This window comes from Fulvivirga maritima (assembly GCF_021389955.1).
In the GTDB taxonomy this organism is placed as follows: domain Bacteria; phylum Bacteroidota; class Bacteroidia; order Cytophagales; family Cyclobacteriaceae; genus Fulvivirga; species Fulvivirga maritima.
In genome coordinates this window covers 4,444,704-4,457,057 of sequence record NZ_CP089980.1, presented here as the reverse complement: position 1 = coordinate 4,457,057, position 12,354 = coordinate 4,444,704, and the positions used below count along the sequence as shown (strand labels likewise).

Genomic DNA, 12,354 nt, shown 5'->3' with positions numbered 1-12,354 from the left:
CCATCACTAGCTACACTCTTATAGTGAAATGATTCTGTAGTCATAAAATCTTCTAAATCAGGACATAGTTGCTAAATAGAAACGGATAGGTATATTTGTCAGCAGATTATATAATATTACAAAACAATGAAAATAAATAAATCCAACCTCTTTTTAATTCTGATGTTATTACCCATGATAGTAGGTGCTATTGTAACTATTGTTCAGGTATCAGGCTCTGAAGAGTATGCTATAAGTACAGATAATCAGACAATAACATCCCAACATCAGACAAGCCATGAGACCAAAATCGATCAAAAAAGAACGAAGATTGATACAGAAACCGCTATAGCTATAAAAAATAAAATAAAATAAAATAAAACAAAATAAAGATACTACATACGTTTTCTTTGTTATAGCCTTTGTAATTACTACTGTTTTTGGATTTCCTAAAAAAAAGCGTTTCACAAATGGCGATACCAATATAGAGAAAGACCTTCCCCAAACCGATATAGAGTTTATGCAAAAAATTGATTGGCACCCACTAAAAGGAGGCGGTTCCAATTTCAAAGCTCAAAAATTAAAAGAAAAAATGATTATCCGTAATTACCCATAATGTAAAAAAAAGGATTAAATTAGTGTATGGATATATTCAGTTTCACTACCCACTTCAGTGATGAACAATCATGCAGGGAGCATTTTAAAGGAGAACGAGACAAGTTAGGAGTTATATGTCACCGTTGCGGTCATGATCAGCATTATTGGATAAAAAGCCGATGGAGCTATGAGTGTAAAGCTTGCCGAAGTAGAACTTCTTTACGCAGTGGCACTATCATGCAAGACTCTAACCTTTCCTTTCTGGTTTGGTACAAAACAATGTTTTTAATGAGTGTTACCAAAAAAGGGTTTTCCAGCAAGGAGATTCAGAAGCAATTGGGATTGAAACGATATGAACCCGTATGGGCAATGGTTCATAAACTGAGAAAAGCCATGGGAAATCGAGATTCCAGATACACTTTGGAAGGAATGATTGAGATGGATGAGGGCTATTTTACAGTGGAATCAACTGAGATCGAGAAGAATAAAGGGAAAAGAGGTAGAGGCGCGGCAGGAAAACAAAATGTAGCAGTAATGGCTGAATCTACTCCTTTAGAAGATTTGGAAACAGGTAAAAAAGAACGTCAATGTCGCTATTTCAAAGCTAAAGTACTTAAAGACCACAGTTCACAGGAAGTAGACCATGTATTACAATCATCCATTGATGAACAAAGTATTGTATTTTCAGACCAAAGCACTTCCTATGTTAACATTGCTGATTATATAGAGCTTCACATTACTGAGAAATCTAATAAACAAACCACTAACGAGACACTTAAACCCTGATTATGCATTAGAAAACTAAAAGTTTAGAAAATCCTTCGATAATTGTGTAAAAAGATCGATTTTGATGAGGTATAAAAATCACCAGAATGGTTACTCAAAATATAGGGTCTTTACCCATTGAATATTCCTCAAAGCCAGTGACACCCTTTGGAGGGATGAGTTTAATGAAACGATTTATCGATCAGGTAGGGATACGAGAAAAATTAGCCGAACTGGCACTTCCATCTCCTGGTTCTAACCGAGGATATGACCCCAAGCAAATCGTAGAGAGTTTTTGGCTGAGTATCTGGACAGGGGCTAGTAGATACATCCATTGTGACTGGTTGAGATATGATACTGTTTTACAGTCAATTTTTGGCTGGGATGGTATGCCTAGCCAAAGTACCTACAGTCGTTTTTTTGGAAAATTCTCTCAATCCCTAAACAACGAAGTATTTCCAGAGCTTCAACAATGGTTCTTTGACCAGCTCCATTTAGGAGCACTCACCATTGATTTTGATAGTACTGTGATCACTCGATATGGAGATCAACAAGGGAGTAGTAAAGGTTATAACCCCAACAAAAGAGGGAGAAATTCACATCATCCTTTGATGGCCTTTGTGAGTCAAACCAGAATGGTGGCCAATGCATGGCTCAGGCCAGGCAACACAGCGGCCAGTAGTAGTTGCAGGGAGTTCATGGAAGAAACCTTTAAGCACGCCTTGGCAGGACAAAAAGTAGGTCTGGTAAGGGCCGATAGTGGTTTTTACAACGAAGAAATCATGTCATATCTAGATGAAGAACTCATCAATTACATTATGGCTGTACGCATGTACCCCAATGTGAAAAGCGAAGTTTGGGGACTTAAAGATTGGGTCAGACTGGCAAAGGGAATAGAGCTGAACGAGATGGTTTTCAGTCATGAAAACGGTAAGCCAAGACGATATATTATTGTAAAAAAGCAAGTTGACATCAGGCCAAATGCAGGAGGCAAGGAACTTTTTGAAGATCAGCCTGGCTATCGGTATAGTTGCTATGTGACCAATATGGATTTACCTCTGGATCAGATTTGGAACATGTACAACACCCGCGCTGATTGTGAGAACAGAATGAAGGAATTGAAACAAGATTTTGGGCTTGAAAATTTTTGTTTACAAGATTTTTGGGCAACAGAAGCCTCTTTCCGCTTTATCATGGTGGCTTACAATTTGATGAGTTTATTCAGGCATTTTGCGTTGAACCATCATCGAAAAGCAACCCTATCAACCCTCAGATCCTATTGCTTTGCATTAGGAGCCTGGACAGCAAACCATGCTAATAAAAAGGTTTTAAAAATCTCATTACCCACCAAAAGAAGACCCTGGATGGAGGGAATATTCTTGAACATATCGTCTACTAGTCCTCCTTTTGATTATTCTAATGAATAATCCGGGTTAAATGGGTACATATTACCATTAGCAATGCCAAAAGAACATTTCTAGGGAACTACCATAAGATTAAAGGAAAGTACCTTCAATTGTATCTCGATGAGTTTGTTTACAAACTCAATAGACGATACTTTGGTGATAAGCTCTTTGATAGGCTCGTTATAGCTAACATTACAGCATATGACTAATTACGGATAATCATAAAAGAAAAACAAGACCGTATTACTATTACTTCCAGCAGCATATTAAAAATTATAGGCTTGGGGGTGGTCCTATTTGGCTTAACACCTCTTATTTTTGACTATTTAACTGGCTTTTTACTCCACCAAATTCATAATTTTTCAGATTTGGCAGCATATACTATCCACCATGTAAATCTTCTTTATTTTATTCTTGTTGTTGCAGGGCTAGCCGTACGCTTATTTACCGGCACCAGTGCATTAATCCATTATCGCAAAGAAAAAATAGTAGCAGATGGGAAAATGATTGATTTCAAAAACGCCAAAGCTTTACAGATTATCAACGAGTATGTGGTTACACGAGAATCAGGCGCATATAACAGCTTTGAACTCAACCTGGTACTCGATGATTATTCAAGATTAAACCTTATGGATCATGGTGATTTAAATTCACTGATAGAAGATGCCAAAAAGATATCAAAAGTATTGAAAGTGCCGATAGTGTCTATCTCCAACTCTCTGTCAGACCCTTACAAAAACAAAATGCATGATATCAAAGCGGTATAACAGGCAGCATTCGTTTTTCTGTTCATTATCTTCATTCAAAATGTGCTAGTACCGTAAGGAAAATTAAGGTTACCGCATGGTCATTATTTATATGACTACCTTACCCTTTTGACATTTGTAATGCCATTAACTTATGTATTCCATGATAAGTGGCATTACAAATGCCTGAAAAGGTTTCAATCGTAATATAATCACGGCAGAGCAAGATTAGCTGGATATTATGCATAGTTGTTAATCACACATTGATTGAGTGATTTTATTTTTCCATTGAATCCAATGCTCCTGCAAGCCTTCTGGAGTAGTTTTTAGCTCACTGATGTCAAGTGTGTGATTAGACTTCAATGCTTTCTGTAATTGGTGTTTCCGTTGTGAGAGTGCAGGGGTATGATTCCACCCTCCTACATGATCGAATGAGGTATAAGCGTCGCACTTATTTTCTACTCTAACAAATGGTATTTTAAGGTAATAAGTAACATTTCCTGACCCCATACCTGCTGTACTCATTTCAATGTTATCGAAATCCACTTTAGAGTACTTTTCATTTTTGAAAAGCTCTTTAAGCTTATCCCCAACAATTCGAGACATTTTATTCGAGAATTGATGCGCAATATCATCACCATTTATAAACTCTTCCCCCTGATATTCCCCCGAACAATTATGATCTGTACAAGTAATATCCACTGTCTGATCTGAGAATACAAATGAGCAAATAAAAAATACGGTAAGTGATGCTATAGTCATGAAGAATAGCTTTTTTATAATCATCATTTAATATTCTTCTTTTTCACTTTCTTCAGCTCTTCTACATCTCTCTTGTCTATTTCTCTATTAGTAGATTTTTTAACATAAATAAGATCATCAAAGCCTATAATGGTGGCTTCGCTTTTATTAATCACAAACTTTATTGATCTACTTTTCACCTCTTTATAGTTCCTTTTGTCGAACCCTGCAATCTCAGGCAATAATTCAAGCTTAAAAGGCTTTTTAGTGATTCTTAAAAATGCTCTTTTAGGATCAAATATTATTGCTTTTAACTCTTTTCTACTCTCAGGTTGAATGTTACCAAGCGCAGAAGTTAGCCTATAAAAATTATCAATTGTGGGATTATACCAAATATCAAAATCATAAAGTATATCTTTTGGAAGGTTAATTGATAATCGGTGAAACCCATGAATATTGACCGCTGTACCACCAACAATCATGTAATCCACCATGTTACTTTCTAATAGAATTAGATACTTAGTAATTACTAAATTATTTAGTATATTATGTAAGCAAAGAATAATATATCCTTATGTTTACAGAATTTAAAGATACGAGTTTATTAAAGTTTATCGATTATTTTGATAGTGATCAGGTTTGTTTAAACTACTTGGCAAAGTACAAACATTCAAAAGAATATGAATGCAAGAAATGTGGACATCGTCACTTCTGGCCAGGTAAAAAAATGGGCAGGGTATGCAAAAGCTGTCGTTACAGTGAATCTGTTACAGCTAATACACTTTTTCATAAGTTGAAATTTAACCTGAGAAAGGCATTCTATATCCTTTTTGAAATGTCTACGACCTCTAAAAGTGTTTCAAGCATTGTGATGGCACAAAAATATGAGATAACACAGAAAACAGCTTGGTTATTTATGAGTAAAGTTCGTAGAGCCATGTCAAGTAGTGGCCAGTTTTCTCTCACAGGTCAATGTGAAGTGGATGAATTATTATCAGGCGGCAAAAGAAAAGGTAAGACTGGGCGTGGAGCCGCCAATAAGGAGAAAGTGGCTGTTGTCATTGAAAAGCAAGGTAAAACGGGAGTAAAGCGTATGTATGCTTTGCGAATAGCCAACTTTTCTACAGAGCAACTAGGCCGTTTGTTCAGCAAGCATATTAGCCCGGAAGCAGAGATAACAACTGACTTGTGGAGTGGATATAAGCCTTTAAAAAAGGTTTATAAAATCACTTCACAAAAAAGTGATCCTGGTGAAAATTTCAACCTGATACACAGGTGCATACAGCAACTTAAAGGTTGGCTCAGGGGCATTCATCATTCAGTAAGTGGCAAACACCTGCAAGGCTATTTGGATGAATATTGTTATCGCTTTAATCGGCATTCATCAAAAGATACTGCTTTCGACTCATTGGTTCAGAGAATGATAATGCATCCTCCTGTTCCTAAAAAAATGTTGGACCAATTATATTGCTTAAGCACCTAGTTCTACTTTCTAATTCAGCAACAATATTATCTAGCAATTCAAGACTTTTTATGTATCCTACGTCAGAGATGGGATTAATGGGGAAGTGAATTGTTCCTTTTTATATTACGGATTCTAGCCTTTTTAAACCCTTTTACGAATTGTCTTTGCTCAATAATCTCCTTCTCAGATGATTCTCTAGGAACTCTGTCTGACTTCATTTCTTCGATTGTAGCAAAAACTTCAACTTTCATGGCTTTACGAAAATATGTAAAAAAAACGAATAATAAATATTGTTAGTTCCAATAATTAAACCTTAATAGAATTTGGTTATTCCGCTTCTAACTATGTCACTACCTACCATTTGACACGTCCATCATGTATAGTTGGATATATAAATTCTCCATTTGTAATGCCTAGCCTTTATGTAATCCATGATCAGGGTGTTATAAATGCCAGAGGAGGGTGCAATCAGAATAGAATTGTGACTTAGCTATTCCACTAAACAGAATATACTTGTTACTCTTAACAGTACGCAAAATTCAATTCGATCTATCATATTTACAGCTACATAAAATCAGAAGACTAAACCATGCATCACTTTCACCTAATATTAACAACAGCCATCTTAGGCATGCTCTCATTTATAGATTATTCGAAAGAGCATACTTCTTTAACTTCTATCGAAATCCATACACAAGCGAAAGAAGACTTTAATGTGTTCTTTGAGAGATTTAAATCCGATTCCCTATTTCAAGTTTCAAGAACATTATTCCCATTCAAAGAAAAGCATCTTGACATCTATGACGATAGTATGATAGAAGAAGAAAGATCTCTTAACGATTGGCATCATCTCCATTTTGAATACAAAAAAGACTATGCCACTCGAGAAATTGATGCATACAAACAAGAGGTTAAAATCTTTACAGACACAGCTAAAATCTTGTTATTAGGAATCGACAATGGAATCAATGTACATTATTACTTTATTAAAAAGCAGGGAAAATGGTTCCTTTCTAATAAAGATGATCTTTCTACTTAATTGTAAATTATATTGATTTAGAAAAATCCATCATTACCCTCCTCACACACAAACAAAAAACAACACCAACTTATACCAAAAACTTATTTCGATATTTGTCGAAATATATAAATATTAGTAAATTCATAATATGAACAAGGCTTTTAAAGCGCTCAATGACCATACGCGCAGAGAAATACTGGAGCTGCTGAAACTGAAAGACAGGAGTGCCGGAGAAATAGCAGCTCATTTTAATATGGGAAAACCTAGCATTTCTCACCATTTAGATTTGCTTAAGCAAGCAGAATTAGTAAGTTCAGATAAGCAGGGTCAATTTGTTATTTATAGCCTAAACACTACCGTGATTGATGATTTATTAACCTGGATGCTAAACCTAAAAGACCAACAACCATGAAAACCTCCATCGAAAAAGAAATATTCCTTATACTTATATTAGTACTGCCTTTTGCCCTACTGGCCTATCTGTGGAACAAACTGCCTGAAGAAATCCCCATACATTTTAACATTAATGGGGAAGCAGATGATTGGGCCTCCAAAACTACCGTACCCTATATTTTTGGAGCTATTTTACTGCTCACTTACACCACATTTAAGCTAGCGCCTGTTTTTACTCAAAAAAAGCAACAGATTCAAAAAATGGGAAACAAATATTTTTGGGTGCAGCTTTCTATCATGGTATTACTTTCTGTGGTAATGTGTTTTACCTTACTCTCCTCCATCAACCAAAACCTGAATATAAATGATTACCTCCCCTACCTGCTGCTCATGCTTTTCTGTATTTTGGGCAACTACCTACAATCTATAAAGCAAAACTATTTTATAGGCATAAGAACACCCTGGACTCTACGCAGCAAAGAAAATTGGAACAAAACGCACCGGGTTACGGCAAGATTATGGGTGTATGGAAGCATTTTGTTTCTTATTTTGGTACTTATCACCCCCTCCAATTTATCTATGCCTGTGAGTATAGCAGGTATAGCCGTATTTGCCATTGCACCTATTATCTACTCATATGTATTCCATCTAAAGCAAAAGCAAAGCAGCTAAATAAATATTTTACTCACACCTAAAAGTCCTTTATACCTGGCAGAAGAAGCATAGTTATATAATGAGTTAAAGGTATATTCTATCAAGTTATTGGCTCTATCATGCTATTGTATATCAATAGGTTGTATTGCCTAGTTATCCACCTCTATTCAGTTCTGCAACTCGCTCCAGGTTAATCAACACTACCACCTTCATGTAAGTTTGGTCGCTAATAGTAGCTATCTGCCCGTTAATTTTTCCAAAGCGAATATTCATTAATATAAAATCACGTGTCAGCTCTTTAGCCCTTCCTCCAGGGAATGATTAAATAAATACATAGTTCAAAGACAGAATGCCATCATCAAAAGGAACGAAACCAGAAATGTCTTTCTTTCCCAGCAATTGAAAAAACACATAGATATTTCAATCTATGATTCTACCCTTATTCATCACACACGTAATGACACCCTCACTATCAAAAGATTATAAGTATAAAAACCATTAAAATTTGACTAACTTATTCATAATCAACCCAATCACCCTATTGTAAAATTTTCATAACGAACCACTAAACAAATATTAATTATGAAAAAGGTTGTACTTTTTAGCTATGTAGCACTATTAGGTTTATTTTTCTCTTGCGGCTCTGATGATGATGGAGATACCGCAGCAGCTAACGGCACCATTGAAATTGGAGATGATTCTTACTCGGCCACTTCCGGAATTATGGTAGATTTCGGGTCTGATGGAACCCACTATAATATAGACTTCACCATTTCGGATGGAACCGTTAATACTACCACTGGAGATTATGATGGATCATTCATGGTCTATGCAGAGTTATTTGCACCAGGCAGTTCCTTCTCCACAGGTACATTCACCTATGATCAGAGCCCTGAAGATAGCGACTATTACTTTACCAGTGCCTCTATTACGCTAGATGCCAATGACAATAATGAATTAGGTGATCTGTCAGATGATTACTACTTTGCTACTGGAGGAACCATCATACTTAGTGGAGGAGGTGATAACTATACAATCACTTATAACCTTACGCTAAATAATGGATCAACCCTTACAGGTAGTGCGTCTGGAAGATTCCAATCTTTCTAAAATATAACATTACATCGTTATCACCCCAAAAAAGAGGCTGTAGTACCAAACGGTCTCTTTTTTTTATGCTTGTTTATAAAGGAGCTCACATTTATTGTACTTCTCTTTTTCCATGTAACAAAACTTCACATATTTGAGCTTTCAATTTAGAATTTACCTATTTTTTAAAAATTCCATAACAAATCAAATAAATATCATTTATGAAAAAAGTTGTACTTTTTAGCTATGCAGCACTATTTGGCTTATTTTTCTCTTGCGGTTCAGATGATGATGGAGATACCGCTACAGCTAACGGCACCATCGAAATTGGGGATGATTCTTACACCGCCACCTCTGGCATAATGGAAGATTATGGCGTTGAAGGAACTCATTACAATATAGACTTTACCGTCTCAGATGGAACTCTAAATACTACCTCCGGCAGATATAGTGGATCTTTTATGATCTATGCTGAATTATATGCACCTGGAGATTCTTTCTCTACAGGAACATTCTCCCATAATCTTAGTCCCGAAGATGACGAATATTATTTCAAGAGCGCCTACATATCTGTAGACGCCAATGGTAACGAGATATTAGATGAACAGGCAGATGATTACTTTTTTGCCACAGGAGGCTCTATCACAGTATCTGGTAGTGGTGATAATTACAGCCTTACTTATAATCTTACCATGAGCAATAGTTCAACTATGACTGGTACTGTTTCTGGAAAATTCCAATCCTTCTAAAATAGAACATTACATCGTTATCACCCCAAAAAGAGGCTGTAGTACCAAACGGTCTCTTTTTTTTTACACTTGTTTGTAAAGAAGCGCACATTTATTGTACTTCTCTTGTACCGTGTAGCAATTCTTTCCATATTTGCGCCCGCAATTTAGAATTTCTATATCTTGAAGTTGTTTCACAACATCGACATTGAAGAGCCCAAGGGCCTATTTTCCAGATCCTTGGCTTGGATGCTTGACAAGGGACTATTTTTTATAAGCCTAATAGCTTTTATAAGTGTAATAGTTGAAGCCGGATTTAAGCTACCTGAATGGACCACAGCCAGTATTCAGTTTTATTACTTAATCTGCATCTTCTGTTTTATCGCCACATTGTCAGTGAGGGTTATAACTACCTTCTTGTACGGCAAGTCCAGTAAAAGGATACTCTTTTCTGAATATTTTTTATTTGCCATACTAGTGATCATTCTTTTCTTTCACTGGCTGGTGCCAGAAGGAGAAGAAAGTAAACTCATAATTGGCGGCATAGCATCAGATCTTTCTATTATCAGGTTTCATGTAATCATTCTATTCATTATTGAGTTTTCAAAACGCTCATTACAGTTTCAGAAACTAGACATTAACCCTGCCGTACTTTTTACTGGTAGTTTCCTATTACTCATACTTATTGGTACGCTATTACTCATGCTGCCTAAAGCTACCAATAACGGCATTTCACTCATAGATGCATTATTTACATCAACCAGTGCCGTTTGTGTTACCGGACTGGCGGTGCTAGACACTTCTAAAGACTTTACACACTTTGGCCAGGTAATTATACTCATCCTTATACAAATTGGGGGTTTAGGAATAATGACCTTTACCAGCTTCTTCGGCTTCTTCTTTAAACGTAATTCCAGTATTGAAAATACCCTTTTTATACAGGATTTTATTAATGAAAAGCGGATGAGTAAAATTGTGAGTACCACCCTAAAAATCATCGGTTTTACCCTCTTTTTAGAGCTGCTAGGCAGTGTGCTTATATTTTTCACTATTCATGATCAAATGTCAGAACCTGGTGAAGCGGTATGGTTTTCGCTATTCCATTCTATCTCCGCCTTCTGTAATGCAGGTTTCTCTACCTTAGCGCAAGGACTATATGATCCGGTAGTAAGGCACGTTTATTCACTGCACCTGGTCATTTCAGCTCTTATAATATTAGGAGGAATAGGCTTCCCAGTAATATTTGATGTTTACAATAGCTTTAAATACACCTTCTCTCAAAGGTTTTATCACTGGTGCGGAGAAGGACAATATAGACACAAAGGACGTCATTTAACGGTTCACACTAAAATAGTGCTAGTAACTACCGCAGTGTTACTTGTAGTAGGTTTTGCCGCTTACTTCTGGGCCGAGCAGCACAATACACTGGTGGGATTATCATGGTATGAACAAATTATAGTATCTATCTTCGGTTCTGTTACACCTCGTACCGCGGGTTTTAACACTGTAGACATGAGTAAACTAGCTGTGCCTACCGTATTAATATACCTCATACTGATGTGGATCGGCGCCTCTCCTGGTTCTACCGGAGGGGGTTTGAAAACCACCACTTTTGCTGTGGCCGTATTGAACACGCTGAGCATAGCCAAGCATAAAACCAGAGTGGAACTGTTTAGAAGAGAAATCTCTAACGAATCCGTAAGAAAGGCCTTTTCTGTCATTATCATGTCTTTCTTAGTAATAGGATTATCGGTATTTTTTGTGACCCTATATAATCCGGAGATGCCGCTTATTGCAGTGGCTTTTGAATGCTTCTCTGCTTTTAGCACCGTAGGCTTAAGCCTGGGCATTACTCATGACTTACACGTACTGAGCAAGATCGTGATCATAATCACTATGTTTATAGGCCGTGTAGGTACATTAACCATTCTTGTTGCACTAATAAGAAAGGCCAAAACACATACTTATCAATATCCGCACGAAAGTGTATTTATTACTTAATAGCATTTAATTATGAACTACATTGTTATAGGATTAGGAAATTTCGGTTCAACCTTGTCTGTAGCGCTTACAGAGATGGGTTTTGAAGTAATCGGGATAGATAAAGACATGGATAGAGTAAATGCTTTTAAGGATAGCATTGCTCACACTATGCGTATGGATTCGGGTGATAAGACCGCCATGGAAACGTTGCCTTTAAAGGAATGTGAAGCTGTGATAGTTTGTATTGGAGAAGACTTTGGTGCTTCTGTACTGGCCACTGCCACGCTAAAAGAACTTGGTGCTAAAAAGATTATAGGCAGAGCCATTTCTGATCTTCACCGCACGGTGATTGATGCCATTGGGGTGCATGAGATTGTAAGCCCTGAAAGTGAATCTGCCACCAGACTAGCTAAAAGGCTACAGCTAAAAGATGTGATCGACTCCTTTGAACTTTCTCCTGATTACAACATTCTTGAAATAGAAATTCCTGAGCGCTATATTGGCAAAACGATATTACAAAGCGACTTCCGAAGCGAATACAACCTTAACGTAATCACCATCATAAGAAAGGTAAAGAAAAAGAACATGCTTGGGCATGAAACTTACAAGAAACAGGCACTAGGTGTAGTATCTCCTGAAACTCAGCTTAATAAAGAAGACATATTAGTGGTTTTTGGTAGCAACAAAGACATAAAAAGAGCCTTTGAAACAGGAGACTGATTCATAAGAAATAGAAAGTAATGAGGAAACACTCGGTCTGTGAAAGGCCGAGTGTTTTTTATATCAT

Annotated in this window: 13 protein-coding genes and 2 pseudogenes; 13 read left to right on the top strand and 2 right to left on the bottom strand. The window is 36.6% G+C overall.

Annotation, left to right across the window (positions count from 1 at the left end; genetic code table 11):
• The first annotated feature begins 126 nt into the window (after window positions 1-126).
• The 5 genes and pseudogenes from LVD15_RS18880 (at window position 127) to LVD15_RS18860 (ending at window position 3,514) form a co-directional block, all read left to right on the top strand.
• Window positions 127-354 carry a hypothetical protein gene (locus LVD15_RS18880; RefSeq protein WP_233776766.1) on the top strand — a complete coding sequence of 76 codons (228 nt, stop codon included), beginning with the start codon at window positions 127-129 and terminating at the stop codon, window positions 352-354.
• A gap of 267 nt (window positions 355-621) precedes the next feature.
• Window positions 622-1,356 (top strand): annotated as a pseudogene (locus LVD15_RS18875) (IS1595 family transposase); the annotation flags it as partial.
• A 92-nt stretch (window positions 1,357-1,448) separates the two neighbouring features.
• The gene (locus LVD15_RS18870; RefSeq protein ID WP_233776765.1) at window positions 1,449-2,768 is read left to right on the top strand and encodes an IS1380 family transposase; all 1,320 of its coding nucleotides are present in this window, start codon (window positions 1,449-1,451) and stop codon (window positions 2,766-2,768) included.
• Between the two features lie 5 nt (window positions 2,769-2,773).
• Window positions 2,774-2,956 (top strand): annotated as a pseudogene (locus LVD15_RS18865) (transposase); the annotation flags it as partial.
• A gap of 159 nt (window positions 2,957-3,115) precedes the next feature.
• Window positions 3,116-3,514, top strand: a complete 399-nt coding sequence (locus tag LVD15_RS18860; RefSeq protein WP_233776764.1) for a hypothetical protein — start codon at window positions 3,116-3,118, stop codon at window positions 3,512-3,514.
• 231 nt (window positions 3,515-3,745) lie between these two features.
• Here the strand turns inward: LVD15_RS18860 and LVD15_RS18855 are convergent, their stop codons facing one another.
• Both LVD15_RS18855 and LVD15_RS18850 read right to left on the bottom strand, forming a co-directional pair.
• Window positions 3,746-4,255 (bottom strand): hypothetical protein, encoded by a 510-nt coding sequence (locus tag LVD15_RS18855; RefSeq protein WP_233776763.1) that lies wholly within the window; start codon window positions 4,253-4,255, stop codon window positions 3,746-3,748.
• A gap of 23 nt (window positions 4,256-4,278) precedes the next feature.
• A complete protein-coding gene (locus tag LVD15_RS18850) occupies window positions 4,279-4,728 on the bottom strand; it encodes a hypothetical protein (protein ID WP_233776762.1) in 450 nt (149 codons plus the stop codon).
• An 80-nt stretch (window positions 4,729-4,808) separates the two neighbouring features.
• Between LVD15_RS18850 and LVD15_RS18845 the strand changes: the two genes are divergently transcribed.
• From LVD15_RS18845 to LVD15_RS18810, 8 genes are all read left to right on the top strand, one after another.
• Window positions 4,809-5,717 (top strand): IS1595 family transposase, encoded by a 909-nt coding sequence (locus LVD15_RS18845; RefSeq protein ID WP_233776761.1) that lies wholly within the window; start codon window positions 4,809-4,811, stop codon window positions 5,715-5,717.
• A 571-nt stretch (window positions 5,718-6,288) separates the two neighbouring features.
• Entirely contained in the window at window positions 6,289-6,738 is a 450-nt protein-coding gene (locus LVD15_RS18840) for a DUF4348 domain-containing protein (RefSeq protein ID WP_233776760.1), read from the top strand.
• A 130-nt stretch (window positions 6,739-6,868) separates the two neighbouring features.
• Window positions 6,869-7,132 carry an autorepressor SdpR family transcription factor gene (locus tag LVD15_RS18835; protein ID WP_233776759.1) on the top strand — a complete coding sequence of 88 codons (264 nt, stop codon included), beginning with the start codon at window positions 6,869-6,871 and terminating at the stop codon, window positions 7,130-7,132.
• Entirely contained in the window at window positions 7,129-7,785 is a 657-nt protein-coding gene (locus LVD15_RS18830) for an SdpI family protein (RefSeq protein ID WP_233776758.1), read from the top strand. The genes LVD15_RS18835 and LVD15_RS18830 overlap by 4 nt, the downstream gene beginning before the upstream one ends.
• A 564-nt stretch (window positions 7,786-8,349) precedes the next feature.
• On the top strand, window positions 8,350-8,877 hold the full coding sequence (locus tag LVD15_RS18825) for a hypothetical protein (protein ID WP_233776757.1): 528 nt from the start codon (window positions 8,350-8,352) through the stop codon (window positions 8,875-8,877).
• A 200-nt stretch (window positions 8,878-9,077) separates the two neighbouring features.
• Entirely contained in the window at window positions 9,078-9,605 is a 528-nt protein-coding gene (locus LVD15_RS18820) for a hypothetical protein (RefSeq protein ID WP_233776756.1), read from the top strand.
• Between the two features lie 162 nt (window positions 9,606-9,767).
• Window positions 9,768-11,585: a TrkH family potassium uptake protein gene (locus LVD15_RS18815; RefSeq protein WP_233776755.1), complete on the top strand. Its 1,818-nt coding sequence runs from the start codon at window positions 9,768-9,770 to the stop codon at window positions 11,583-11,585.
• Window positions 11,586-11,597: 12 nt separating this feature from the next.
• Complete coding sequence (locus LVD15_RS18810) at window positions 11,598-12,287, top strand: potassium channel family protein (RefSeq protein ID WP_233776754.1); 690 nt, start codon at window positions 11,598-11,600, stop codon at window positions 12,285-12,287.
• The last annotated feature ends 67 nt before the right edge of the window (window positions 12,288-12,354 follow it).